The 24,355-nt window shown below is 70.7% G+C and carries 21 protein-coding genes; 11 read left to right on the top strand and 10 right to left on the bottom strand.

What is annotated here, in order from left to right; genetic code table 11:
- Nucleotides 1-62 precede the first annotated feature (62 nt).
- The 3 genes from QLQ12_RS05995 (at nucleotide 63) to QLQ12_RS05985 (ending at nucleotide 4,189) form a co-directional block, all read left to right on the top strand.
- Nucleotides 63-2,534: a rhamnogalacturonan lyase family protein gene (locus tag QLQ12_RS05995; protein WP_282757663.1), complete on the top strand. Its 2,472-nt coding sequence runs from the start codon at nucleotides 63-65 to the stop codon at nucleotides 2,532-2,534.
- 66 nt (nucleotides 2,535-2,600) lie between these two features.
- A complete protein-coding gene (locus tag QLQ12_RS05990; RefSeq protein ID WP_282757661.1) occupies nucleotides 2,601-3,788 on the top strand; it encodes a type 2 periplasmic-binding domain-containing protein in 1,188 nt (395 codons plus the stop codon).
- Nucleotides 3,785-4,189 (top strand): hypothetical protein, encoded by a 405-nt coding sequence (locus QLQ12_RS05985; protein WP_282757660.1) that lies wholly within the window; start codon nucleotides 3,785-3,787, stop codon nucleotides 4,187-4,189. The genes QLQ12_RS05990 and QLQ12_RS05985 overlap by 4 nt, the downstream gene beginning before the upstream one ends.
- A 4-nt stretch (nucleotides 4,190-4,193) precedes the next feature.
- Here the strand turns inward: QLQ12_RS05985 and QLQ12_RS05980 are convergent, their stop codons facing one another.
- The gene (locus QLQ12_RS05980) at nucleotides 4,194-4,631 is read right to left on the bottom strand and encodes a protein-tyrosine phosphatase family protein (protein ID WP_282757659.1); all 438 of its coding nucleotides are present in this window, start codon (nucleotides 4,629-4,631) and stop codon (nucleotides 4,194-4,196) included.
- Nucleotides 4,632-4,689: 58 nt separating this feature from the next.
- Between QLQ12_RS05980 and QLQ12_RS05975 the strand changes: the two genes are divergently transcribed.
- The 3 genes from QLQ12_RS05975 to QLQ12_RS05965 all read left to right on the top strand — a co-directional run bounded on the left by QLQ12_RS05975 (nucleotide 4,690) and on the right by QLQ12_RS05965 (nucleotide 9,604).
- Nucleotides 4,690-5,913 carry an MFS transporter gene (locus QLQ12_RS05975; RefSeq protein ID WP_282757657.1) on the top strand — a complete coding sequence of 408 codons (1,224 nt, stop codon included), beginning with the start codon at nucleotides 4,690-4,692 and terminating at the stop codon, nucleotides 5,911-5,913.
- A 148-nt stretch (nucleotides 5,914-6,061) separates the two neighbouring features.
- The gene (argS, locus tag QLQ12_RS05970) at nucleotides 6,062-7,711 is read left to right on the top strand and encodes an arginine--tRNA ligase (RefSeq protein ID WP_282757656.1); all 1,650 of its coding nucleotides are present in this window, start codon (nucleotides 6,062-6,064) and stop codon (nucleotides 7,709-7,711) included.
- A gap of 105 nt (nucleotides 7,712-7,816) precedes the next feature.
- On the top strand, nucleotides 7,817-9,604 hold the full coding sequence (locus QLQ12_RS05965; protein WP_282757654.1) for a bifunctional metallophosphatase/5'-nucleotidase: 1,788 nt from the start codon (nucleotides 7,817-7,819) through the stop codon (nucleotides 9,602-9,604).
- 33 nt (nucleotides 9,605-9,637) lie between these two features.
- Here the strand turns inward: QLQ12_RS05965 and QLQ12_RS05960 are convergent, their stop codons facing one another.
- The 3 genes from QLQ12_RS05960 to QLQ12_RS05950 form a co-directional block, all read right to left on the bottom strand.
- Nucleotides 9,638-10,273: a hypothetical protein gene (locus QLQ12_RS05960; protein WP_282757652.1), complete on the bottom strand. Its 636-nt coding sequence runs from the start codon at nucleotides 10,271-10,273 to the stop codon at nucleotides 9,638-9,640.
- A gap of 95 nt (nucleotides 10,274-10,368) precedes the next feature.
- Nucleotides 10,369-11,895: a serine/threonine-protein kinase gene (locus tag QLQ12_RS05955; RefSeq protein ID WP_282757650.1), complete on the bottom strand. Its 1,527-nt coding sequence runs from the start codon at nucleotides 11,893-11,895 to the stop codon at nucleotides 10,369-10,371.
- Nucleotides 11,896-12,020: 125 nt separating this feature from the next.
- Nucleotides 12,021-12,410 (bottom strand): hypothetical protein, encoded by a 390-nt coding sequence (locus tag QLQ12_RS05950; RefSeq protein WP_282757649.1) that lies wholly within the window; start codon nucleotides 12,408-12,410, stop codon nucleotides 12,021-12,023.
- A 290-nt stretch (nucleotides 12,411-12,700) separates the two neighbouring features.
- Here QLQ12_RS05950 and QLQ12_RS05945 point away from each other — a divergent pair, with 290 nt between their 5' ends.
- Nucleotides 12,701-13,042, top strand: a complete 342-nt coding sequence (locus QLQ12_RS05945) for an STAS domain-containing protein (protein WP_282757647.1) — start codon at nucleotides 12,701-12,703, stop codon at nucleotides 13,040-13,042.
- Between the two features lie 51 nt (nucleotides 13,043-13,093).
- Here QLQ12_RS05945 and surE read toward each other — a convergent pair whose 3' ends face one another.
- The 3 genes from surE to QLQ12_RS05930 all read right to left on the bottom strand — a co-directional run bounded on the left by surE (nucleotide 13,094) and on the right by QLQ12_RS05930 (nucleotide 15,971).
- The gene (surE, locus tag QLQ12_RS05940; protein WP_282757646.1) at nucleotides 13,094-13,930 is read right to left on the bottom strand and encodes a 5'/3'-nucleotidase SurE; all 837 of its coding nucleotides are present in this window, start codon (nucleotides 13,928-13,930) and stop codon (nucleotides 13,094-13,096) included.
- 26 nt (nucleotides 13,931-13,956) lie between these two features.
- Nucleotides 13,957-14,901 carry a PfkB family carbohydrate kinase gene (locus tag QLQ12_RS05935; RefSeq protein ID WP_282757645.1) on the bottom strand — a complete coding sequence of 315 codons (945 nt, stop codon included), beginning with the start codon at nucleotides 14,899-14,901 and terminating at the stop codon, nucleotides 13,957-13,959.
- A 152-nt stretch (nucleotides 14,902-15,053) separates the two neighbouring features.
- A complete protein-coding gene (locus tag QLQ12_RS05930) occupies nucleotides 15,054-15,971 on the bottom strand; it encodes a cation diffusion facilitator family transporter (RefSeq protein ID WP_282757644.1) in 918 nt (305 codons plus the stop codon).
- A gap of 132 nt (nucleotides 15,972-16,103) precedes the next feature.
- Between QLQ12_RS05930 and QLQ12_RS05925 the strand changes: the two genes are divergently transcribed.
- A complete protein-coding gene (locus QLQ12_RS05925) occupies nucleotides 16,104-17,030 on the top strand; it encodes an SMP-30/gluconolactonase/LRE family protein (RefSeq protein ID WP_282757642.1) in 927 nt (308 codons plus the stop codon).
- Between the two features lies 1 nt (nucleotide 17,031).
- On the opposite strand, the gene QLQ12_RS05920 is transcribed toward QLQ12_RS05925, so the two are convergent.
- Nucleotides 17,032-19,155, bottom strand: a complete 2,124-nt coding sequence (locus QLQ12_RS05920; protein ID WP_282757640.1) for a HelD family protein — start codon at nucleotides 19,153-19,155, stop codon at nucleotides 17,032-17,034.
- Between the two features lie 182 nt (nucleotides 19,156-19,337).
- On the bottom strand, nucleotides 19,338-20,276 hold the full coding sequence (locus QLQ12_RS05915) for an alpha/beta fold hydrolase (protein WP_282757638.1): 939 nt from the start codon (nucleotides 20,274-20,276) through the stop codon (nucleotides 19,338-19,340).
- Nucleotides 20,277-20,458: 182 nt separating this feature from the next.
- Between QLQ12_RS05915 and QLQ12_RS05910 the strand changes: the two genes are divergently transcribed.
- Nucleotides 20,459-21,091, top strand: a complete 633-nt coding sequence (locus QLQ12_RS05910; RefSeq protein WP_282757636.1) for a carbonic anhydrase — start codon at nucleotides 20,459-20,461, stop codon at nucleotides 21,089-21,091.
- Nucleotides 21,092-21,191: 100 nt separating this feature from the next.
- Here QLQ12_RS05910 and QLQ12_RS05905 read toward each other — a convergent pair whose 3' ends face one another.
- On the bottom strand, nucleotides 21,192-21,518 hold the full coding sequence (locus QLQ12_RS05905) for a hypothetical protein (protein ID WP_282757635.1): 327 nt from the start codon (nucleotides 21,516-21,518) through the stop codon (nucleotides 21,192-21,194).
- A gap of 246 nt (nucleotides 21,519-21,764) precedes the next feature.
- Here QLQ12_RS05905 and QLQ12_RS05900 point away from each other — a divergent pair, with 246 nt between their 5' ends.
- Both QLQ12_RS05900 and QLQ12_RS05895 read left to right on the top strand, forming a co-directional pair.
- Complete coding sequence (locus QLQ12_RS05900; RefSeq protein WP_093611019.1) at nucleotides 21,765-22,256, top strand: DUF3145 domain-containing protein; 492 nt, start codon at nucleotides 21,765-21,767, stop codon at nucleotides 22,254-22,256.
- A gap of 91 nt (nucleotides 22,257-22,347) precedes the next feature.
- Nucleotides 22,348-24,078, top strand: a complete 1,731-nt coding sequence (locus tag QLQ12_RS05895; protein ID WP_407651419.1) for a glycoside hydrolase family 3 protein — start codon at nucleotides 22,348-22,350, stop codon at nucleotides 24,076-24,078.
- The last annotated feature ends 277 nt before the right edge of the window (nucleotides 24,079-24,355 follow it).

Raw genomic sequence — 24,355 nt, 5'->3', positions numbered from 1 at the left:
CAGTCGTCCCATACGTTCCGGCGACGCCGACCTACGGCGTACCGGATCATGGAGAACTGACGATGAGAGCGGTCATCGCCGTAGCGGCCGGCATCACGCTGGCCGCCGGCTTTCTCGCCACGCCGGCACAGGCCGGAGACAAGCCCGGAGCATCCCCCCGACGCATCGTCGAGTCGCTGGACCGCGGCCTGGTCGCCGTGCCCGCCGAGAACGGCGGCACGTTCCTGAGCTGGCGCCTGCTCGGCACCGAGTACGGCGACAACGTCGCCTTCAACGTCTACAAGGGCGCGACGAAGCTCAACCGGAAGCCGATCGACGAGTCGACCAGCTTCACCGACACCACCCCGGGCACCGGCCTCTACACCGTCCGGGCAGTCGTCCGGAACAGGGAGCGAGCGGCGAGCGGCCCGGCCATCGCACCCGGTGACATCCCGCTGCTCGACGCGCCGAACTACTACGTGCACCACGCCTGGCCCGGCGACCTGGACGGTGACGGCCGCTACGAGATCGTCGTGTCCCGACTGTCGTACGCGCCCGACCGGCCCAACTATCTGGAGGCGTACACCCTCGACGGCCGGAACCTGTGGCGGGTGGACCTGGGCGTCAACTCGTACGCCCGGCTCGGTGGCAACGCCGCCAACGACCCGCCGCTCGCCGCCGTCAGCGGCTACGGCGAGGTGGCCGGCTACCGCAACGACGACAACGTCACCGTCTACGACGTGGACAGCGACGGCTACGCCGAGGTCTTCGTGAAGACCGCCAACGGCGTGACATTCGCCGACGGCGCCGTGATCGCGACGGCGAACCCGCTGGACCAGTTCGTCTCGGTGATCGACGGCCGCAGCGGCGCCGAGCGTGAGCGGGTGCCGGTGGCGAGCGACTTCGCCGCCGACGGCCCGTCCGGTGGTCAGTACGGCATCGCCTACCTGGACGGCGAGCACCCCAGCCTGATCACCAAGCAGGTCGTCCGGACCGGCGCCAAGCGCGGCGACTTCCGGGTCCTCATCGCCGCCTGGGACTACGACGGCAGGAGCCTGACCCGGCGCTGGACCTTCGTCAGGGATCAGGGCGCCAGTTTCCACCAGCTGCGGATCATCGACGTCGACCAGGACGGCAGGGACGACATCGCGGACGGCAACTACGTCGTCGACAGCGACGGCACGTTCCGTTACGTCGTCGAGGGCTCGGTCCATGGCGATCGGTTCCACATCGGCGACCTCGACCCGGCGAGAGAGGGCCTCGAGGGCTACGCCATCCAGCAGACCGAGGGCGGCGTCTTCACCAGCTTCCCCTGGTACTACTACGACGCGGCGACCGGCGAGCGCCTGATCACCGGCTCGCACCCGGACGTGCCGCGGGACGCCACCCTCTGGGACGTGCCGCGCGGCACCACCGCCGACATCGACCCGACCCACGACGGCTACGAGTTCTGGGCCGCCACCGCGAACCCGAACCTGCCCGCCGCCGGTGTGTGGAGCGTCGACGGCGCCCGGATCAGCAGGACCACGCCGAGCGTGAACTTCCGCATCTGGTGGGACGGCGACAAGGGCTCCGAACTGCTCGACGACACGTACGTCGAGAAGTGGAACCACAGGAAGCAGACCACCGCGAAGATCTTCGGGCCCTCCGGCGTCGTCTCGTCATGGCGCAACGCCGTCCCGTTCTACGGGGACATCCTCGGTGACTGGCGCGAGGAGTACTTCGCCGAGACCGCCGACCACACGACGCTGAGGCTGTTCACCACCAACATCCCGACCAACGTCAAGCTCTACACGCTGGCCCACGACCCGGCCTACCGGCTGGGCTGGACGGTCCGCGGCTACCTGCAGTCGACGTTGACCGGCTTCTACCTCGGGTACGGCAGCCGGCCGCCGGCCAAGCCGCTGATCAGGACCGCGACGTCCCCCGAGCGGGCGTGGCAGATCATCGCGTCCGACAATTTCGTCGCCGATTCCGGCAAATGGGCCGCCGAGTTGCAGAGCGGGGGCACGGTGCATGCCAAGGACGGCGTGCTCGACATCGACGTGCCCGGTGGCGCGACGGTCTGGCTCAAGCAGGAGATCGAGGGGCCGTACGAGATCGAGTTCACCGCCACCCCGGTCGCGAAGGGCGGGCCGAACGACAAGGTGACCGACCTCAACACGTTCTGGAACGCGCGGGACGTGCGCTCACCCGGTGACATCTTCGCCACCACGCGCAACGGCGGTTTCGCCGAGTACGACCATCTCCAGACGTACTACGTCGGCCAGGGCGCGAACCTGAACACCACCACCCGGTTCCGCAGGTACGTGGGAGAGGCGGGTAACCGTCCGCTGATCTACGACTACACCGCGCCGCTGATCGAGGCCAACGTTCCGACCAGGGTCACGATCTCGGTCGACGGCCGGCGGATCCGCTACCACAGCGACGGGCGGCTGGTCTTCGACTACACCGACGCGGATCCGTACACCGGCGGCTGGTTCGCCTTCCGCACGGTTGCCAGCCACTTCCACATCGAGGACTTCACGGTGTGGCGCCCACCGGCGGCAGCCTGACACCGATCGATCGGTCGCGCCCGGAGGGCACCCCTCCTCCGCGCCTCATCGAGTAACGTGGATCACATGGCGGAGCTCTACTCACGACGGTCGTTCATGGTCGGGGTGCTGAGCGCGGGGCTGCTCTCCTCAGCCGCCGGATATCTGCTCACCCGCCGGGAACCGGTCACGCTGACCCTCGCGACCGGCACCGAGCCGACCGGCGGCGGCCGGAACCTTCTGATCAATCTGTGGAACAACCTGAACCCGGACATCCGGATCGTGCCGCGGTTGGTCAACAGCACGACACAGGACCAGTACGCCGGGTTCACCGAGGGCGGCGCGGACATCTACAACCTGGATGTCATCCACATCCCGCGCTTCGCCGCCGCCGGCCGGATCACGCCGATCGAGCCTCGCAACGCTCTGTCCCTGCTCGGCCCGGTGCGCAAGGTGTGCCAGGTCGACGACGACTCCGGCCGGCTCTGGGCGGTCCCGTTCAACAGCGACGTCGGAATGCTCTTCCGGCGGATCACCGACAAGAGCCTCCCCGACTCCGAACCGGAACTCCGCGACGTCCTCAGCCGTGAGCGCTTCGTCGGGCAACTCGACACCACCGGCCCGCTGACCGACGAGGCGTTCGTGATCAACGTGCTGGAGCACGCCCTCGCGCAGGACCCCCTGATCCTCGACCCCGAGGGCGTCCTGTCCACCAGCCTGACCCAGTGGCAGGGCGCCCTGAAACCGCTCGCCGAGGCGCTGAGGTCGGGCCGGGTCCTCACCCGGACCACCGAAGCGGCCACCATCCAGGCGTTCGAGGAGGAGAACCTCAGCTACATGCGCAACTGGCCGGTCTGGTTCCCGGGAGTGGACCGGGCCGAGCGCGCCGAGCCCGGCACCGCGGCGATCCGGTTGAGCCGGCTCCCGATCGGCGTCCTCGGCGGCCAGAGCCTCGCGATCGACAGCGACACCCCACACCGCGGGGCGGCCGAAGAGGTCATCCGTTTCCTCACCGACACCCCGGCGCAGAAACTGCTGGCGACGTACGGGTTCGCGCCCACCGGCCGGGACGCCTACTTCGACGAGCAGCTCAAGGAGGCCGAACCACATCTGGGCATGGTGCGCAACGCCATCGAGGAGGCCCGGCCCCGGCCGATGAAACCCGGCTACCTCGACTTCTCCCAGCGGTTCAAGGAACACACCTACGCCTACCTGCACCGGGGTGAACAGCTCACCCAGCGTTTCGTCCGGGACATCCAGGAGGCCCTGAAATGAGTTCTCCGGACCTGCAGGGCTGGCATGTCTCCCTCTTCGTGACCGTCGCGATCCTGCTGATCCAAGTGATCGTCGACCGCGTCATCGCCCGGGTCTACGACGGTGAGCCGTCCCCGGACTCGGTGCCGGAGCCCCGCAAGGAGGACGTGGAGGTGGAGCTGGCGGGCACCAAACTGCGGACCGGAGTCCTGGTGGTGGTGGGCGGCATCGCGCTGCCGGTCTTCGCGGTGAGCCTCCTCGGGCCGACCCTCGCCGACCAGCTCGCCGGCGTCACCGGCACCGTCCTGGGCGGGGTCACCCTGCTGCTGGCCTGGCGCACCCGCGAGGAGTCCAAGAGGCTGGCCGCCGAGGTCCGGAAGCTGAGCGCCGACGCCGAGAAGAAGATCCCACCCGCCCCGTGACCACTCAGGACGTGCGGAACCGCTCCACGAACCGGCGCTGCCAGGGAGTCTCCACCGCGCGCCGGTGATAGTGCCGGCGCACGAACGCCACCGCCTCGCCCGGCGGCACGCCGTCCAGCACGGCGAGACACGCCAGCGCGGTCCCGGTCCGGCCACGGCCGCCACCACAGGCCACCTCGGCCCGCTCACCGTCCGCCCGGCGCAGGGTCTCCTTCAGGACCTCGGCGGCGTACGCGGCATCGACCGGAAGCCAGAAGTCCGGCCACCGCACCCAGCGGCTCGTCCACCCGAACTCCGGCGGCGCCGAGCCGAGCAGGTACACCCCGAAACTCGGCGGGTGCCCCGACGGCATCGGGTCCCGCAGCCCTCGGCCACGGACCAGCCGCCCGGACGGCAGCCGCAGCACACCCGGGCCGCCGGGATTCCAGCCATCCTGCGCCATGGGGCACATGGTGCCAGGCACCCGGCCGGCGCCGGGACCCGCGTAGGGTGCACCTCTTGTGAGTTCCCTCGGCCAGTCGCTCGTGCCCGCCCGCCTCGGATCCAGCTTCCGCTGGCTGCTCGCCTCCTCCTGGACGACCAACCTCGGTGACGGCATCGCCGCCGCGGCCGGCCCGCTGCTGGTGGCCTCGCTCACCTCGGACCCGTTCCTGATCTCCCTGGCCGCGCTGATGGCGTGGGCGCCGCCGCTGGTCTGCGGTCTCTGGGCCGGCGTCCTCTCGGACCGGCACGACCGCCGGCTGATCCTGATCCTCGCCAACGCGTTCCGTGCCGTGGTGCTGCTCGCGATGATCGGCGCGCTGGCCGCCGGCCGGCTGCCGGTCGAGGCGGCCCTGCTCGGGCTCGGACTGATCAGCACGGCCGAGGTGTTCGCCGACAACACCAGCGGGACCCTCACCCCGATGCTGGTGCACCGCGACGACCTGGCGCTGGCGAACGCCCGCCTGCAGACCGGCTTCATCACGCTGAACCAGTTGGCCGGCCCGTCGCTGGGCGCGGCGCTCTTCACCGCCGGCCGGGTCTGGCCGTTCCTGTCGGAGCTGCTGCTGGTCGGCGCCGGCCTGCTGCTGATCGGCCGGGTGAAGCTGCCGCCGCACGGCCGGACCGGGAAGCCGGACGTGCGCCGTGAGGTCGTCGAGGGTGTCCGCTGGGTGCTGCACCACCCGCCGGTCCGCACGCTCTGCCTGACCATCCTCATCTTCAACCTGGCCTTCGGCGCGGCCTGGTCGGTGCTGGTGCTCTACGCGAGCGACCGGCTCGGCCTCGGTGCGTTCGGGTTCGGTCTGATCACCACGGTCTCCGCGGTCGGCGGTCTGGTCGGCACCGCCTCGTACGGCTGGCTCACCGCGCGGATCAGCCTCGGCAACCTGATGCGGATCGGCCTGATCATCGAGACCCTGACCCACCTGTTCCTGGCCGCGACCAGGTCGCCGTTCGTGGCGCTGCCGGTGTTCTTCCTCTTCGGGGCGCACGCCTTCATCTGGGGCACCACCTCCACCACGGTCCGGCAGCGGGCCGTGCCCACCCATCTGCAGGGCCGGGTGGGCTCGGTCAACGCCATCTGCGTCTACGGCGGTCTGGTGGTCGGATCGGCGATCGGTGGCCTGCTGGCCAAGCACTACGGGGTCGCCGCGCCGTTCTGGGCCGCGTTCGGCGCCTCGGCCGTCTTCCTGGCTGTGCTGTGGCCGCAGATGACCCGGATCGCTCACCAGGATCAGCTATAGTCCCCGGCATGTCTTGCTTCAGCGTGCGACGTCGGCGTCCCGAGGGCCGCCGCTGAAGCTCTGCTTTCCTCCCGGCGGGTCGACACCCGCCGGAGCTGAAGCAGCGACCGGTCCGACCCGCTCCGTCTTCTCGTCGATGGGGTCGACCATGAATCTCGAATCACTTCTGCACGACCGGCTCGAGCCCGCCCTGGAAGCGGTCGCCGGCCACCCCGTGGATCCGGCAGTCCGGGCCTCCCCGCACGCCGACTTCCAGTCCGGCGCCGCCCTGGCCCTGGCCCGGGAACTCGGCCGGCCACCCCGGGAGATCGCCGCCGACGTGGCCGCGAAAGCCGACCTGACCGGCATCGCCGAGGTCGCCGTCTCCGGTCCGGGATTCCTCAACCTGACCGTCACCGATGACCTGATCGGCCGGGCGCTGCGGGCCGCCGCCGCGGACGCGCGGCTGGGCGTGGCGCCGGCCGCCGAGCCGGAGCGGATCGTGGTCGACTACTCCTCGCCGAACGCGGCCAAGGAGATGCACGTCGGCCATCTGCGGTCCACCATCATCGGCGACGCGCTGGCCCGGACGCTGGAGTGGCTCGGGCACGACGTGATCCGGGTGAACCACCTGGGCGACTGGGGCACCCCGTTCGGCATGCTGGTCGAGCATCTGATCGACCTCGGCGGCGACGGCGGGGGCGACCATTCGATCGGTGACCTGACCACGTTCTACCAGGCGGCCCGCGCCAAGTTCGACACCGACGACGGCTTCCGGACCAGGGCCCGGCTGCGGGTGGTGGCGCTGCAATCCGGCGACCCGCTCTCCCAACAGTTGTGGCGGAAACTGGTCGCCCAGTCCCAGCGGTACCTCCTGGACTCCTACGCCCGGCTCGGGGTCACCCTCGGCCCCGACGACTTCGCTGGTGAGAGCCGGTACCAGGACGATCTCGCCGGCATCGTGACCGGGTTGGGGGAGAAGGGTCTGCTGGCCGAGAGCGACGGCGCCCTCTGCGTCTTCCCGGCCGGCTTCACCGGCCGGGACGGCGCCCCGCTGCCGTTGATCGTGCGGAAGGCCGACGGCGGTTTCGGCTATGCCGCGACCGACCTGGCGGCCCTGCGGCACCGGGTCGGGAAACTGGGCGCGGACCGGCTGTTCTATGTGGTCGGCGCCCCGCAGCGGATCCATTTCCAGATGGTCTTCGCGGTGGCGCGGGAGGCGGGCTGGCTGCCGGACGAGGTGACCGCCGAGCACATCGGGTTCGGGTCGATCCTGGGCGCCGACGGCAAGATGCTGAAGACCCGGGCCGGCGGCACGATCAGGCTGGCCGGGCTCCTGGACGAGGCGGTCGCGCGGGCCTCGGCGCCGGCCATCGGGATCGGCGCGATCAAGTACGCGGATCTCTCTGGCGACCGGCGGGGCGACTACGTCTTCGACTGGGACCGGATGCTGGCCAGCACCGGCAACACCGGGCCGTACCTGCAGTACGCGTACGCCCGGATCCGGTCGTTGTTCCGCAGGGCCGGGAGCGGACCGGGCCCGGTGACGGTGACCGAGCCGGCCGAGCGGGCCCTCGCGTTCGCGCTGCTCGGGTTCGAGCCCGCGGTGCGGGCCGCCGCCGGTCTGGCGCAACCGCACCGGCTCGCCGGCTACCTGCACGACCTGGCCGTGGCGTTCTCGGCGTTCTACGAGCGGTGCCCGGTGCTGCGGGCCGGGAGCGAGGTGCGGGCGAGCCGGCTCGGGCTGGCCGACCTCACCGCACGCACCCTCCACACCGGAATGTCGCTGCTGGGTATCGAAGCCCTCGACGAGATTTGATCACCGCGTGACATTCGGTTGATCGACCGATCCGGTTATCGACCGTTAAGGTGCTGGTTCCAGCCCCACGAGGCCCCCCCCTGATCTGATGCTGAGAGGTCCGTAATGACCCTTTCCCCCGGCGTATCCCGGCGGAGCGTCCTGGCCGCGTCCGCGGCCGGCGTCGCCGCGCCGCTCGTCGTCTCCGAAGCGGCGCAGGCCGGCCACCCCGGCGGCGGGACGACCACCTACCGCCTGACCGTCCTGGGCACGTCGGACACGCACGGCAACGTCTACAACTGGGACTACTACAAGGACACGGAGTACGACGACAGCGCCCACAACGACATCGGCGTGGCCAAGCTGGCCGCGCTGGTGAACAAGCTGCGCGCCGAGGCGACCGGCCCGGTGCTGGTGCTGGACGCGGGCGACACGATCCAGGGCACCCCGCTGGCGACGTACTACGCCAAGCAGGAGCCGATCACCGCGACCGGCGAGAAGCACCCGATGGCCCGGGCCATGAACGTGCTGAACTACGACGCCGTCACGCTCGGCAACCACGAGTTCAACTACGGTCTGCCGCTGCTGAACCTGTGGATCCGTCAGCTCGGCTTCCCGGCCCTGGCGGCGAACGCGATCAGCGTCAAGACCGGCCGGCCGGCGTTCACCCCGTACGTCATCAAGAAGGTCTCGCTGGGCCGGCACGCGCCGACGCTGCGCGTCGGCATCCTGGGTCTCACCAACCCGGGATCGGCGATCTGGGACAAGGCGAACGTCGAGGGCAGGATCCAGTTCACCGACATGATCGCCGCGGCGGCGAAGTGGGTGCCGATCATGCGGGCCCGTGGCGCGGACATCGTGCTGATCTCCGCGCACGGCGGTGACAGCGGCACCTCCAGCTACGGCCCCGAGCTGCCGAACGAGAACCCGACCGCGCTGATCGCCGAGCAGGTGCCCGGCATCGACGCGATCCTCTTCGGGCACGCGCACCGCGAGGTGCCGCAGCGGTTCGTCACCAACCTGAAGACCGGCGAGCAGGTGCTGCTCTCCGAGCCGTCGAAGTGGGGCCAGCGGCTCACCAAGATGGACTTCGACATCACCCGCGTCAAGGGCCAGTGGAAGATCACCACCAAGGCCGCGACCTCGCTGAACACCAACACGGTCGAGGCCGACCCCAAGGTCCTCGCGGTGGTCAGGAAACAGCACGAGAAGACCGTGGCGTACGTCAACCAGGTGGTGGCCGCCTCCACGGTGGAGCTGTCCGCCGCGACCAGCCGGTACGAGGACACCGCGATCCTCGACTACATCAACAAGGTGCAGACCGACACCGTCACGGCGGCGCTGGCCGGCACCTCGTACGCCGGCCTGCCGGTCCTGTCGATCGCGGCACCGTTCAGCCGGACCGCGGTGTTCCCGCAGGGTGACGTGAAGATCAAGGATGTCGCCGGGCTCTACATCTTCGACAACACCCTGGAAGCGGTCGTGCTGACCGGCGCCGAGGTGAAGGCGTACCTGGAGCACTCGGCGAAGTACTTCGTCACCCACGCGCCGGGCACCCCGGTCGACCCGGCGACGATCAGCGACCCGGCGGTGCCGGACTACAACTACGACGTGTTCTCCGGCGTCGACTACGACATCGACATCAGCAAGCCGGTCGGCAGCCGGATCACCCGCTTGCAGATCGGCGGGGCGGACGTCGACGCCGGCGCGCGGTTCGTGGTCGCCGTCAACAACTACCGGCGCTCCGGCGGCGGCAGTTTCCCGGGCATCGTGAAGACCCAGGTCTACAACGCGCAGCAGGAGATCCGCCAGCTCCTGATCGACTGGGCGCAGGCCAAGGGCCGGATCGACCCGGCCGAGTTCTTCGTGACGAACTGGCGGCTCGTCCGCGAAGGTGTGCCGGTCACCTTCTGAGCCCGTGGTGGGCGGGCCGGTGATCCGGCCCGCTCACTCCTTCTCCTGCCAGTCGCCCTCGGTGCCGGCCTCGACGTAGAGCCCGTTGGCCTTGCCGGTGGACAGCTGGACGGTGCACAGATAGGTGCGCAGCCCCTCGGCTGTGCGATCGCCCTCGGGCGTGCACTCGACGGCGGACACCGTACCGAACCGCTTGGTGATCCGCGCGTCCGAGACCAGGGCGGTCTGCAGCCGCGCCGTGATGCCGCTCTCCTCGTGGTACCGGTACAGCGGGATCGCCGCGCCGAAGGTCAGCGCCGACCAGAAGGCGGCGCCGGCCAGCAGGGTCGCGCCGAACGCGATCCAGTACGGGCGGCGGGCGCGGCCGAACCGGTGGGCCTGCGCCGAGCGCCGCAACGCCGAGAGCACCCCGAGCGCGCTGAACATCAACGTCCACAGCACCACCGGCCACCAGGACGGCGCGTCCGGCCGGTGCCCGGCCTGCACCTCGCCGGGGAACGGCACCAGGAGCTGACCGTGCTTGTAGTCCGGGGAGTCGTAGGGCGGCACCGACCCACCGAACAGCGCGGCGGTGTGCGGCGGCGCCGGCTCCCACGCGGGCTCCGGCGGGGTGGCCCAGGGTGGTGCGCTCGGGTAGTGCCCCGGCTCCTGCGGAGTCTGGACTGTCATCGTGGTGCGACCCTCTTCCCGTATCGGCCCGGCTGGTTCTCCGTGCCGCCGGAAGCATCGGCCGTGGCCTGCCCGAGTTGAGGATTAGTTGTTTTTCAGGTGCCGAGGTCAGGGAGGCCGAGGTTCGGGGCGCCGACCGGCAGGGACGGCGGGATCTCCGGGGTCGTCGGGCTGGGACTCTCCGTCGTCTTGCTCGGACTCGGTGAGGGCGTCGACGGGCTCGGGGAGGCCGAGGAGGCGCTGGGCGACGGCGTCGTCGGCTTGGGGGAGCTGCTCGCCGGTGCGGTGCGCGGCTTGCTGGTCTGCGGCTTCGTCGTGACCGCCTGTGACTCGGCCGGCAGGGCCTCGTCGGTGGGCTCCACGGACTCGACCGGCACCGGCGCTTGCTTGGGCGCCTCCTTACGCGGGGTGTTGCCGGACTGGGTCTCGTTGGCATTGGTCAGCGCGAAGGCCACGCCGAGGCCGCCGGCCAGCACGAAGAGACCCAGGATCACGAACATCAGGAAGCGCTGCTGCGCCGGCTGCTGCCGGCGCGAGGGGACCGCGATCGGGGCCGGGATGCTGCGCTGCATCGGCACGGGACGCGGCGCCGCCGGGCTGATCGGCGCGGTCGGCGCCTGGCCGCCGGCAAAGTTGCCGGCCGGGAAGTTGCCGGTGGAGAACTTGCCGGTGGGGACGTTGCCGGTGGGGTACGCCCCGCTGGGGTAACGAGCCGCGGGGTGTGCCCCGGTGCCGACACGAGCCGGGCTGACCGGGGCGTTCATCGAGGTGCCGGTGAGCCGTTTCCAGTCGATCGGGCCGGCCGCGGCGAAGGCGGCCTCGGCGAACTCGGCGGCGCTCTGGAAGCGGTCGGCCGGCTGTTTCGCCATGGCCCTGGCGATCAGCTCGCGGACCTCGAACGGCACGTGGTCGGGCAGCGGGTCGGGATCGTCCTCCAGATGGCGCAGCGCCACCTGGAGCGCGTTGTCACCGTCGAAGGGCGGCCGGCCCGCGATGCAGTGGTACGCCACCGCGCCCAGCGCGTAGATGTCGGTGGCGGGCGTCAGGTTGCCCTTGGCGACCTGTTCCGGAGCCATGTAGAGCGCGGTGCCGACGATCGCGTTCAGCCCTGTGACGCTGGTCATGGCGTTGGACCGGGCCACCCCGAAGTCGACCAGGATCACCGCGCCGGTCGGTTTCACGATCAGGTTGCCGGGCTTGACGTCGCGGTGGACGATCCCGTTCTCGTGGGCGGCGTGCAGCGCGTCGGCGGCCTGCGCGACGATCGACATCGTCTCCGCGACGGCGATCGGGCCCTCCTTGACGCGGCTGGAGAGCGGGTCGCCCTCCACGAACGCCATCACCAGATAGGCGACCTTCTCCGGGCCCTCGTAGTCGCCGTCGCTCGCGTAGTCGTAGACCTCGACCACGCCGGGGTGGCGAAACGCGGCCATCATCCGGGCCTCGCCGTAGAACCGGGCAGCGAACTCCGGGTCCTCCAGCATCGCCGTCCGGAGGACCTTCACGGCGACGGTGCGGCCGAGCACCACATCGGTGCCGCGCCAGACATCACCCATGCCCCCGGTGGCGACGCGGTCGTCCAACCGGTAGCGGTTGTCCAGGATGTTTCCTGCACTGAGCACCAGCGGACCTTATCTGTGCGGGGATCGAGGATCTGTAGGAGTGCAAGCCGAATGCCGCTCAACTGTACAGAGCCTGGGCACGTCATGGGAGTCCAGCAATGGCCAGCGCAAACGGCCCGCCAGGATCAATGGTCGTCGTACGTCGGGGTGACCACCACCGCCGTCTCGGCCAGTTCGATCTCCTCGTCCTCCGCCTGTCGCTCGATCGCCGCCCGTGCCGCGCTCGCCGCGGCCCAGCCCGCCGCGACACCGGCCAGGCCGATGGCGAGGATCAGGCCCCAGGGCCGGGCGGGGCGCCGCCCGGCAAGCGCGTCGGCGGCCGCCGTGGCGCGCGCGAGAGCCTCGTCGGTGACCGAAGTCACCCGGTCGCCCGCGACGGTGGCCAGTTTCCGGCTCTTCCGCCCGGCCTTGCCGGCTGCCCTCCCCGCGCTCTCGCCGGCTGAGGACCAGGCGCTGGAGAGGTGCTCCCACGCCTCGTCGGCGGTTCTCTCGGCCCGGTTCTTCTTGTCGAACATCGTCCGTCACCTCCAGCACATGGTCATCAGCTATCTTCCCGCCCGTGGTTCGGCGCAAACGTCAGGTTGAGGCGCCATCACAGTTCGAAAACGATTTGACGGGCCGCAGTACTGTTGACCGGGTTCACACGAGCCACTCAGATGTCTAACAGGTTCGGGGCCTAACCTTTCAGGCAGTTTCACCGAACCTTTCGGGGGTAACCCTCGCCGCCCCGACCGGGGGCGGTGGCGTGGCTGCCTGCGTATAGAGGAACAAACGCCCGGATCTGCCGGGTGGGTGGAGGGAAGACGTGACGCTGTCGATAACGACGTCGACGCTGGCCGACGGTGCGGTGGAGGTTTCTCCGCGAGGCGAGATCGATGTCGAGAACGCGTACGAGATCCGCGAGGCCGTGGCAGCTCAGCTGTCCGCCGGCTCGCCCATCCGGATCGAACTCAACATGCGCCACGTGACCTTCATCGACTCGGTCGGCATCAGCGCCCTCGTCGCGGCGTTCCAGCTGGCCGGCGTGAGCGGGGTCAAGCTGGTCGTGACCCGGCCCAGCCGGTTCGCGCACCGGCAGCTCTGGGTCACCGGGCTGCTCGGCCTCTTCGGCAACCCGCAGCCGTTCGACGAGACGGTCACCGCCTGACCCGCCGGCCCGGCCCGGTGGCGGCCTGGCCAGTGCCGGCTCGGCCCAGTGTCAGTAGGCCGGGGACTGTACGTGCACCGCGTCGACGTTGATCCGCACGGAGACGTCCTCGTGCGGTGCCCGGATCGGCGTGACGACGGCGAAGTTCTCGGCGAGGGCGGCCAGGTCGGTGCCGGGGTCGAGAGTCTCCTCGGCGGCCTGCACCGCCGTCCGGACGTAACCGTCGCCGGCCTCGGCGATGCTCATCTGCACCTGGCCGAAACGTGCCAGTGTCGCCTGCCGCAGGCCGCGGATCCCGTCCACGTGCAGGTCGGGGACGTTCAGGTTGAAGACCGTCCCGGGCGGCGTGTGCAGCAGGGACGGCAGCAGCCGGACCGCCAGCTCGGCCCCGCTGATCCAGTGGTGCTGTTCGTCGTCGATGTGGTTGAGGGCCGCGATGGCGGCGCCCCCGCTGGCGGCGCTGGCGGCGGCCGGGGTGAGCACGTCGAGTGAGACGGCGAGCCCGTGCAGGCCGGCGTGCGCCCCGGTCAGGCAGGCGCCGACGGTTCCGGAGTGCACCACCGCGGCTCCCGCGTTCGCCCCCCGGTTGATGCCGGAGAGCACGATGTCCGGCGCTGGCCCGAAGGCGTCGCGCAAGGCCAGCAGGACGATGTAGGCGGGGGAGGCGGCCACCCCGAAGGTCGGGATGTTCTTGCACCCGGCGAGTTCCCGCGGCTCCGAGACGATCTTCCCGTCCTGGACGACAGCGGTCATCGAGGCGCTGGCGCCGCTCGACTCGCTCAGCGGAGCGGCCACCACGACCTCGTACCCCGCGTGCGCGAAGGTGCGCGCCAGCCAGCGGATGCCGGGGGACTCGATGCCGTCGTCGTTCGTTATCAGGATTCGCATCCGATGCTGATTGCCCGGTGTCGGGGTCATGATGCCTTCTCAATCGGGGTCAACCGGACCCGCTCGGTCAGGACCCGGACCGCGTCGACGTGCCCGGTGCCCAGCCCGTGCCGGGTGACGTTGAGCGCGCCCGCCGCCGCGCCGGTCCGGACGGCCTCGTCCATCTTTCCGCCGTTGGCCAGGGTGGCCGCGACTCCGGCCGTCATCGAGTCGCCGGCGCCGCGATGCTCGGCCGGGGTGAGCCGGGGCAGCGCCACGTTGTAGATCTCGCCGTCGAAGAGCGCCAGCGCGCCCATGTCGGCCCGGGAGACCAGGACCGACTCGGCGCCGCTCTCGTGCAGCTCGACCAGCGCCTTGACGAGGGAGCCGGTGCTGCCGTCCGGCGCCTTCCCGTCGGCGATCAGCTCCTCGTGGCTGATCTTCAGCACCGAGATGCCGGCCTCCAGGACCGCGGACAGGTGGCGGCTGCACAGGTCGGCGATCACCTGACAGCCGTTCGCGCGCAGATCGGCGGCGAGCCGGCCGTACACCTCGGCCTTGATCACCGAGGGGTGCGCCGGGCCGCTGAGGATCGCGATGCCGGCGCGCAGGCCCTCGGCGAGGGTCAGGTTGTAGAGCTCGTCCAATTCGTGCCGGGAGAGCGGGCTGCCGGGGCGCTCGGCTATCTCCTGCCGGCTGCCGCCGCGGCGGTCGTGCACGTACCACCCGCTGCCGTGTTCGCGGTTGACCAGGCGCAGCGTCACCCCGGGCAATTCGCCGAGCAACGGGCTCAGCACCCGGCCCACTTCACCGCCGGCCGCCGTGCAGAGCGTCACCTGAGCGCCGAGCACCGTGATCATCCGGGTTTGCCAGATGCCCTGGCCGCCCGGATGGACGTGCAGTTCCGGTTCGTCGTGGTGTTGCTCGATGGTCACCGTCAGTTGTGGGGCCGGTGCGAACACCATGACCCGCCCGTCACTCATGTCTCGCATTCTTACTTTTTCGCGCATCCGGCGTGGCGGATCGCAAAAAGTACAGATCGCGTTTATGTCATGAGAGGTGGTGCGCTCAAGCCCGGAACCGCACGCCATGCGCCGATCGTCCCCCGGGGTCAAGCGTGATCGCCATCACCCGGTCGATCGCCTCACCAGCTGATCGGCGTGCAGTGGCGGCCCGCGCCGGCCGGTTCCACCTGAAGGGTGGCGTGGTCGATGTGGAACTCTTCGTGCAACGCCTCACGGGCCACGCTGAGCACCGACCCCAACTCGGCGGCCGAGTCCAGGCTCAGATGGGCGGACGCCACGTCCATGCCCTCGGTCAGCGTCCAGACGTGGAGGTCGTGCACGTCGCAGACCCCGGGCACGGCGGCCAGCCGGTCCCGGACCGCCGCGACGTCCAGGTGCTCGGGGGCGGCCTGGACCAGGATCCGGATGGCGGACCGGCCGAGCGCGAAGGTGCGGGGCAAAATCATCAGGGCCACCAGGACGGCGACGATCGGGTCCGCGTACGCCCATCCCGTACCCCAGATGATCAGCGCCGCCAGGATGACGCCGGCCGACCCGAGCAGGTCGCCGATCACCTCCAGGTAGGCCCCGCGGACGCCGATGTTCTCCTTCGCCCCCGAGCGCAGCAGCGCGAAGGCCACCAGGTTGGCCGCCAGGCCGCCGACCGCGACCAGCAGCATCCAGCCGGCCGGCACGTGCGGCGGGTCGGTGAACCGTCGCACCGCCTGCACCAGGACGAACCCGGCGACCGCGGTGAGCAGCGCCGCGTTGGCGAGCGCGGCCAGCACCTCCAGCCGGTAGAGCCCGTAGGTGCGGCCGGACTCGGTGCCGGCGCGGTGGGCCGCCGTGATCGCGGCCAGTGTCATGCCGATCGCCAGCACGTCGGTGAACATGTGCCCGGCGTCGGAGAGCAGCGCGAGTGATCCGGTGAGCACGGCCGCGACCGCCTCGATGACCATGAATGCGGTCAGCAGCGCCGCCGCCCACCAGAGGCGCCGTCGATGCCCGGCGCCGCTGCTGAGCAGGGCTCGAGTCCCGTGGTCGTGGCCGGCTCCCATGTCGTCTACCCTCCGTCGTCCGGCAGGTCGTCGCCAATGTATGCGCACATCGCTATATGTGCAATCAGTTGTGTGTGTCGTCTCACGCGATAAGAATCCGGATGACCCATTACGCAGCGGAAAGGACGTTTCGTGTTCCGGCGTACCCTTGCGAATGCCGTCTGTGTCACCGCTCTGGCGGTGACCGTAACCGCCGCGCCCGCCGCGGCGACGCCAACCACCCCACTACCGGGCACAATCACCCTGCCGAGCGGTTTTCAGCCGGAGGGCATCGCCATCGGCGGCCGGCCGTTCGCCTACTTCGGCTCCCGTGTCGACGGCGACATCTACCGCGTCGACCTGCGCACCGGCGCGGGCGCCACGTTCAGCGAGGGCCCCGGGACGGCCTCGCTGGGCCTCAAGATCGACGACGGCCGGCTCTTCGTGGCCGGCGGCGCCGGCGGCGACGCCCGGATCCTCGACCTGCGGACCGGCGCCGTGCTGAAGTCCTACCAGCTCCAGCCGGTGGGCTCCAATACCTTCATCAACGACGTGATCGTCACCGACGAGGCGGCCTGGTTCACCGACTCACGCAACCTCGTGCTGTTCAAGGTCCCGTTCGGGCGGCACGGCAGACTCCCGGCGGCGGCCACCGCCGTCCCGCTGACCGGCGACATCCAGCTGCGGACCGGCAACAACGCCAACGGCATCAGCACCACGCCGGACGGCCGCGGCCTGATCATCGTGCAGTCCAACACCGGATTCCTGTTCCGGGTGTCGACAACCGGCGTGACCTCGCGGATCGACGTCGGCGACACACTCGTCACCAACGGCGACGGGCTCTGGCTGCGCGGCCGCGACCTCTACGTCGTGCAGAACCGGCTCAACCAGATCGCCGAGATCAAGCTGAACCGGTCCGCGACGGCGGGCAGGCTCGAGTCGGTCACCACCGACCCGAGCTTCGACGTGCCGACCACGATCGCCGAGTACGGCAAGCGGTTCTACCTGCCGAACGCCCGCTTCACCACGCCGCCCACGCCGGAGACCACCTACAACGCGGTGGCCGTGCCGATCCCCTGATCTAGCGCAGCCAGCCGGGGTTCGTGCCCACCGTGGTCAGTCGCTGCGTCGCGCGGGAGAGCGCGACGTACAGGGTGCGGACCCCGGCCGGGTCGATCGCGATCTGCGACGGCTCGACCAGGACCACGGCGTCGTACTCCATGCCCTTGGCCTCCAGCGCGGTCACCACCTGGACCCGCTCCGGCAACCCCGCCACCCAGCCGGCCACCTCGTCCCGGCGGGGCACCGGCATGATCACGCCGATCGTGCCGTCCACCTCGGCGAGCTGCTTCTCGGTGAGTTCCCGGACCGTCTCCGGCAGGCCCTCGACGGTGGCGGCCACATCGACCGGCGCGACACCGGTGCTGCGCACCGCGGACGGCAGCGGCAGATCCGGCATGATCGTCCGGATCACCTTCGCCGCCACCTCGAAGATCTCCGACGAGTTCCGGTAGTTGGTGGTCAGCGCGTAGGCGTTGCGCTTGCGGCTGCCCAGGGCCCGCTCCCGGGCCCGGTCCAGCTCGGCCGGGTCCCCGGACCAGGCCGTCTGCGCCGGGTCGCCGACGATCGTCCAGGAGGCGTACTGCCCACGCCGCCCGATCATCCGCCACTGCATCGGCGAGACGTCCTGTGACTCGTCGACCACCACGTGCGCGTAGTCGCGGTAGTCGTCCTCGCGCTGCACCTGCTGGGCGCGGGCCGCCGCCTGCCGGTCGGCGAACGTGCTGACCTCCTGGATCCCGTCGCGCACGTGGAACGGGTTCTTCGACTTCTTCTGCGCCTGCCGGGGCCGGCCCAACAGCTCGTCCAGCTCGTCCAGCAGCGCCACGTCGGAGATCGTCGGCCCCTCGGTGGCGAGCGCGTCGAACGAGCCCTGCAACGTGGCGATCTCGTCGCGGGAGAGGACGCCGTTCGCGTACGACCGGAGCCGGCTCGGGTCGGCCAGCCAGCACAGCACCCGCATCGGCGTGAAGCGTGGCCACCAGGCCTTCAGGAAGTCCCGGAAGTCGTTGCGGTCGGCCAGCTCGGACTCGAACTCCTTCTTCTCCGGCAGGCCGCTGACCCTGGCGTCCCGGGCCTGGGCCCAGAGATCGTTGAAGATCCGGTCGAAGCCGTGCCCGCGGACCTCGTTGCGCCGGGCCCCGCGCTGCAGGGCCGCGCGCCGGATCCGCTCCAGGTCGGCGGCGGTCAACCGCAGCAGCGTCCCGCGGTAGAGCAGTCGCAGCTCGGTCGGGGCGCCCGGCACCGCGTCGTGCGAGGCCCGCTCCAGCACCCGGCGCATCCGCAGCGAGCCCTTGATCGCGGCGACCTCGCCGGAGTCGACGCGGGTCGCGTCCCAGCCGGGCACCAGCGAGCCGAGCGACCGCAAGGAGGCCGTCTCCTCACCGAGGGAGGGCAGCACGGTCGCGATGTACTCCACGAAGACGCCGGACGGCCCGACCACCAGGATGCCGCCGCCGGCGAACCGGCTGCGGTCGGAGTAGAGCAGGTAGGCCGCCCGGTGCAGGGCCACCGCGGTCTTGCCGGTGCCCGGACCGCCGGTCACGATCGTCACACCGCCGGCGGGCGAGCGGATCGCGTCGTCCTGCTCGCGCTGGATGGTGGCGACGATGTCGCGCATGCCGCGGCCGGTCGCCTTGGCCAGGCTGGCCAGCAGCGCGCCGTCGCCGACCACCCGCATGTCCTCCGGCGCCGCTTCCGGATCGAGCAGGTCGTCCTCGACGCCGGTGACCCGTTCCCGCGTCGACTGGATCATGCGACGGCGCACCACGCCGAGTGGCTCGGCCGGCGTGGCCCGGTAGAACGCGGCCGCGGCCGGCGCACGCCAGTCGACCACCAGCGGCTTCGAGCCGTCGTCGCGGATGCCCATCCGCCCGACGTAGTGGGTGGCTCCGGTCAACAGGTCGAGGCGGCCGAAGACTAGCCCCTCGTGCTCGGCGTCGAGCGCGTGCCGGCGGCGGGCCGCGTGGAAGACCATCGCGTCGCGCTCCACCAGGGCCCCGAAGGTGCCGACCCCGGCAAGCTGATAACCCTCCTTCTCGGCCCGGGACGCGTCCCGGCGCAGATCCGCGAGCCGGGCGTAGACCCGGTCCACGTGCTGCTGCTCGATCGCGATCTCCTGCTCAAGGATGGTGGTGTCGCTCAAGTCCGCTGCTCTCCCTCTCATGGCGCACCACCAGTCGCGCAGGGGCACTCGCGCGAAGGGGGCAATCGAACTTACTCCTGCCCGCACGCCCACGTCGAACGAGCCCCGGGGTCACCCCATGGTTCGAACTTCTCAGGATCGTCGCCGATTCCCTGCGAGGTGTGCATTTCCTCGGAAAACGACTAGGCGGCGCGGCGGGAGCGGTCCGGAGAGGAGATCGGCCGCCGAGCCCGCTTCGCCTGCCGGGCCACCCGGCGCACGATCCTGAGAAGCGCGGCGGAAACCTCCTCCGGCCGTTCCAGCGGCAGCATGTGCCCGGCGCCCGGCACCACCGTCACATCGGCGCAAGGCAGGGCGCGGGCGATCGACTCGGCACAGGCCGGCGGGGTGAGCCGGTCCTTCGAGCCGACCAGCACCGCGGCCGGCATGTCACCCAGCCCGGCCAGCGTGTCCAGGCGCTGCTGGGTGCCGATCGACTCCCGGAACCCGCCGATCGAGCGCAGCGGCGCCCGGCCGAGGCCGCGCATGGTCAGGAGCATCGCCTCCTCGGCGCACTCGTCGCCGAAGAGCAGCCAGCGCAGGGCCGGGCGCAGAGCGGGCAGCACGGCCCGGTGCGGGCACCAGGCGCCGGAACGGGCGAGCAGGCCGGCGCCGAGCGTCTCACCGACCCGGAGCAGGCTCGCCAGTTGCGGGGGCAGGCCGTACCGGGTGTGGGTGTGGCCCTCGGCGGTGGTGGAGACCAGCAGCAGGCCGGCGACCCGGGCGGAGAACTCCTCGGGGTGGCGGTGGGCGTACTCCATGATCGTCATGCCGCCCATCGAATGGCCGGCCAGCACGACCGGGCCGGACGGGGCGTACCGGCGGATCACCTCGGCCATGTCGTCGCCGAGCTGGGCCAGGGTGGCCGAGCCCCGCCGGGTGGCGCCGGAGCGGCCGTGACCCCGGGTGTCGTAGGCGATCACCCGCGGAGCCTTGCGCCCCATCTCGCCCAGGGCGGCGATCTGCTCGCGCCAGGTGCGATGGTCCTGGCACCAGCCGTGAGAAAGGACAACGGTGACCGGTGCGTCGTCTGGGCCGGTCACCGAGACGTTCAGCCGTACGCCGTCGGTAAGCGCGATCATGGGTACCTCCGTGGGGTCACGGTTCCCCGCAGTACCCGCGGGTAATCAGCATCACTCGTGATCACTGGTATTGCCAGCATGTTTCCACGGGATTTCTCATGCGACCGGCTCGGATTCCGGTGAAACAGTGAGTTAGCTCGCAATCACTTTCCCCGGGCGCTCAGGCAGCGAAAATCTCCACCATGACGGCCGCTCACGACGCCCAGGTCAGCACGCCCACCGCCGCCTTGAGTGAACTCATCGCGGGCAACAAGCGATTCGTCTACGGCCGTCCCCGTTACGGCCACGATGTCGCCCATGCGGCCGCCACGGCCAACGGGCAGAAACCGCACTCGCTGGTGTTCGGCTGCATCGACTCCCGGGTCCCGCTGGAGGCGATCTTCGACCAGACGTTCGGCTCGATCTGCGTGGCCCGCTCCGGCGCGCACGTGCTGGACCGCTCGCTGATCGGCTCGATCAACTTCGCGGTGGCCGAGCTGGGCGTCTCCCTGGTCCTCGTGGTGGGCCACAAGCGGTGCGGCGCGGTGCACGCCACCGTGGAGGCGGTGCGGGCCGGCGCCACCCCCGGCGCCGACGTGGGCTACGTCGGCTACCTGGTGGACGAGTTGGCCCCGGCGGTGCACGAGGCCGGCCTGGACGGCGAGGACGCGGCGGAGAGGGCGGTGCGGGTGCACGTGGGCCGGACCGTCGAGCGGCTGCGCGACGTCCCCGGACTGGCCGAGGGGATCGCGGCGGGCAAGATCGACGTCGCCGGGGCGGTCTACGACCTGGACAGCGGCTGGGTCGAGTTCCTGCCCGGATCCGGCCCGCGGTGATCGGACCGGCCTTGATCCGGATTGGCTGATCATGCGAAAAGGCGCCTCCCGGCGGAAACCGGGAGGCGCCTTCTCGTGTGGTCGTTCAGTGAGCGGCTGCTCAGCCCTCGAAGACGCCGGCGTCGACGAGCCGCTTCTCCACGTTGTCCCAGCCGTGCTCCGGGCTGGCGGTGTGCAGGCCGTTCAGCTCGGCGCGGATCTTGGCGCCGTGGCCGGCCGCGCTCAGGACGCGGATCTCCTCGACGAACGCGTCGGAGTCGGTCCTGAGGTGCTGGGTCTTGCCGTTGGTCAGGTTGCGCACATACGCGAAGCGGCCGTTGGCGAGCGGGATGAGGTACTTGTACTCACCGAGCACGCTGAGGGCGCCACCGGTGCCCTGGCCGGCGCGGACTGATGCGCGGGCGGTCTTTGAAGTGTTGCTCGCCACGGCGGTACTCCTTGAAGGAAAGCTGAGAAGAGTAGAAAAAAGGCCGTGGCAACTCTACACGACGGCCACCGAACCATACCGTCGGAGCAGGTAAGGGCGTTGGGCAGGGTATGCCACTACGGCAGCTCCCATAGTCGATGTTGCGGATTCTCTGGCGCACCGTCCGTACCACCCGGCATCATGGGACACGATCAACCGCGGTCGAGGTCGTAGGGGAAGACGCACCTCGGTCTCCGGGAGGTCACCGTGCCAACGTGTGGCGTCGTATACGTCCACTCGACCCCACTCGCCGTGTGCCAGCATGTCGAGTGGGCGATCGCGCGCGTCCTGACCGCGCCGGTCAATCTGCAATGGACCGTGCAACCGGTCGATCCGAGCATGCGCCGAGCCGAGTGCAGCTGGACCGGCCGTGCTGGTACTGGCGCCGAGCTGGCTGCTGCCCTGCGACAGTGGCCCATGATCCGATTCGAGGTTACCGAGGAGCCCAGCCCGGGCGTTGACGGGGAGCGGTTCATGCACGTTCCCGGTCGTGGGCTGTTCCACGGGGTCATGGGCGCGTCGGGCGACATCCAGATCGGGGAGGACCGGCTGCGCGCCATCATGTCCTCGGTCCGCGCGCCCGAGGCGCTGTCGCATGCGCTGGAGAAGGCGCTCGGCACCGCCTGGGACGTCGAGCTGGAGCCCTACCGCTATGCGGGCGACGGCGCGCCGGTGACCCTGCTGACCAGGGTCGGCTGAGCGCGGCCAGAGGTTCAGGGCAAATCCCCCTGAAGCATGCCCAAAACGCGTCGGGGGGTCCAACTGGCGACGTTTGCCGTGAACTGGTTCGATGGCCTTCGTGAGATATCTGTCGCGCGCTCTCGTCGTACCCCTGCTCCTGGTCCTGGGAGCCTGCGGTGACGAGCCGGCGCCGACCGCGGCCGCACCGAGCGCCGCCCCGCCGACCATGCCGTCCGCCTCGATGAGCGCCGCGCCCTCCGCGACCGGCGACCCGGCTGCCCGGGCCGCCGAAGTGGTCGCCCGCCTCAGCGACGAGGACCTGGCCGGCCAGGTCCTGATGCCCTACGCCTACGGCGGCTCGGCCAACGAGGTCGACGGGGTCAACGCGGAGGGCAACCAGAAACTCGCCGGCGTCCGCACCCCGGCCGAGATGATCGCCAAGTACCGGCTCGGCGGCCTGATCCTGGTCGGATTCACCCCCGGCGACCCGACCGGCAAGACCAACCCCACCACCAACGTGGAGAACCCGAAACAGGTCCGCCTCCTCACCGCCGGCCTGCAGGAGGCCGCGGCCAAACTGCCGGCCGCGGCGCCCCTGATGATCGGCATGGACCAGGAGTACGGCATCGTCACCCGGGTCACCGAGGGCGTCACCATGCTTCCGGCCGCCATGGCCTTCGGCGCCGCCGGACAGCCCGCCCTGACCGAGGGCGCCTGGCGCGCGGCCGGCGCGGAGCTCGCCGCGATGGGCGTCACCGTCGACTTCGCCCCGGTCGCCGACACCCTGTACCCGACCGGCGGCGGCATCATCGGCTCCCGCTCGTTCGGCAGCGACCCGAAAGCCAACGCCGAGCAGGTCGCCGCCGCCGTCCGCGGTCTCCAGTCGGCCGGTGTGGCCGCCGCGCTCAAGCACTTCCCCGGGCACGGCCACACCACCGCGGACAGCCACGACGTGCTGCCGCCGATCCGGCAGGACCGGGCGACCTGGGAGAAGCAGGACCTGCCGCCGTTCCAGTCCGGCGTCCAGGCCGGGGCCGGCGTCGTCATGTCCGGCCACCTCGACCTGCAGTCGATCGACAAGGGCGTGCCCGCCACCTTCTCCCACAAGATCATGACGGAGGTGCTGCGCGGGCAGCTCAAGTTCACCGGCGTCGCGGTCACCGACGCCATGAACATGGAACCCGCCCGGAAGTGGCCGGCCGGAGAAGCCGCCGTGCGGGCCCTCAACGCCGGCAACGACATGCTGCTCATGCCGCCGGACATCGCCGCCGCCCGGGACGGCATCCTGACCGGCTTGAAAGACGGCAGCCTCAAACGTGAACGCCTCACCGAAGCGGTCACCCGGATCCTCACGCTCAAGTTCCGCACCGCGCAGACCCCGCAGCCCGATCTCTCGGTGATCGGCTCCACGTCCCACGAGCAGGCCGTGTCGTCGCTCAACGCCGCCGCCGTCACCGTCCTCCGCGGCAACTGCGCCGGCCCGCTGATCACCGGGCCGGTCTCGGTCTTCGCCCCCGCCAGCCGCGAGGTCGCCCGCGCCACCTTGATCAAGGCTCTCCAGGACGCCGGCATGCAGGTCCAGGCGTCCGGCGGCGCGGTCATCCGGCTCGTCGGTTACGGCGACGAGCGCATCGACCTCGACGACGCCGCCGCGATCACGGTCATCATGGACTCGCCCGGTCTGCTCGCCCAGGCGGCGACGCCGACGCTGATCGCGACCTACTCGTCCAGCCGGCTCTCGCTCACCGCGCTGGCCGCGGTCATCGCCGGGAAAGCGAAGGCGCCCGGGCGCTCACCCATCGCGGTCGGCAATCTGCCGCGGAGCGCCTGCGTCAAATAGCGGCGGTACGGGCCTCGCCGCCCCCAACCGCACCAACGGCGTCGCGTGGCTCCCGCGCGACGCCGTTGCTACTCCCGGCCCCAGCGCGTCTTTCGGGCAGAGCCGCTGCTCACCCCCCAGCCGTAGCACCGTCACCCCTGGAAGCACGTGTGGGGCGCGTGGTCTACGGCCGGCTCAGTTCCGGCCCTCAGCCGTCGCTCACGCCCCTCACAGCGGCTGGACGGCGCCTTTGGGCTACGGCCGGGTCAGTTCCGAACCGCCAGCCGTCGCTCGCGTG

Source organism: Actinoplanes sandaracinus, assembly GCF_030009775.1.
Taxonomy (GTDB): Bacteria; Actinomycetota; Actinomycetes; order Mycobacteriales; family Micromonosporaceae; genus Actinoplanes; species Actinoplanes sandaracinus.
The sequence above is the reverse complement of the archived record's forward strand: the minus strand, read 5'-3'. Positions and strand labels throughout refer to the sequence as shown.

What these genes read in the sequence shown, in the direction of transcription:
- QLQ12_RS05965 (WP_282757654.1), top strand. Translation starts at nt 7,817, where the DNA reads ATGACCCTTTCCCCCGGCGTATCCCGGCGGAGCGTCCTGGCCGCGTCC.
- QLQ12_RS05960 (WP_282757652.1), bottom strand. Translation starts at nt 10,273, where the DNA reads ATGACAGTCCAGACTCCGCAGGAGCCGGGGCACTACCCGAGCGCACCA.
- QLQ12_RS05990 (WP_282757661.1), top strand. Translation starts at nt 2,601, where the DNA reads ATGGCGGAGCTCTACTCACGACGGTCGTTCATGGTCGGGGTGCTGAGC.
- QLQ12_RS05995 (WP_282757663.1), top strand. Translation starts at nt 63, where the DNA reads ATGAGAGCGGTCATCGCCGTAGCGGCCGGCATCACGCTGGCCGCCGGC.
- QLQ12_RS05935 (WP_282757645.1), bottom strand. Translation starts at nt 14,901, where the DNA reads ATGCGAGACATGAGTGACGGGCGGGTCATGGTGTTCGCACCGGCCCCA.
- QLQ12_RS05985 (WP_282757660.1), top strand. Translation starts at nt 3,785, where the DNA reads ATGAGTTCTCCGGACCTGCAGGGCTGGCATGTCTCCCTCTTCGTGACC.
- argS (WP_282757656.1), top strand. Translation starts at nt 6,062, where the DNA reads ATGAATCTCGAATCACTTCTGCACGACCGGCTCGAGCCCGCCCTGGAA.
- surE (WP_282757646.1), bottom strand. Translation starts at nt 13,930, where the DNA reads ATGCGAATCCTGATAACGAACGACGACGGCATCGAGTCCCCCGGCATC.
- QLQ12_RS05910 (WP_282757636.1), top strand. Translation starts at nt 20,459, where the DNA reads ATGACGGCCGCTCACGACGCCCAGGTCAGCACGCCCACCGCCGCCTTG.
- QLQ12_RS05950 (WP_282757649.1), bottom strand. Translation starts at nt 12,410, where the DNA reads ATGTTCGACAAGAAGAACCGGGCCGAGAGAACCGCCGACGAGGCGTGG.
- QLQ12_RS05980 (WP_282757659.1), bottom strand. Translation starts at nt 4,631, where the DNA reads ATGGCGCAGGATGGCTGGAATCCCGGCGGCCCGGGTGTGCTGCGGCTG.
- QLQ12_RS05895 (WP_407651419.1), top strand. Translation starts at nt 22,348, where the DNA reads ATGGCCTTCGTGAGATATCTGTCGCGCGCTCTCGTCGTACCCCTGCTC.
- QLQ12_RS05915 (WP_282757638.1), bottom strand. Translation starts at nt 20,276, where the DNA reads ATGATCGCGCTTACCGACGGCGTACGGCTGAACGTCTCGGTGACCGGC.
- QLQ12_RS05930 (WP_282757644.1), bottom strand. Translation starts at nt 15,971, where the DNA reads ATGGGAGCCGGCCACGACCACGGGACTCGAGCCCTGCTCAGCAGCGGC.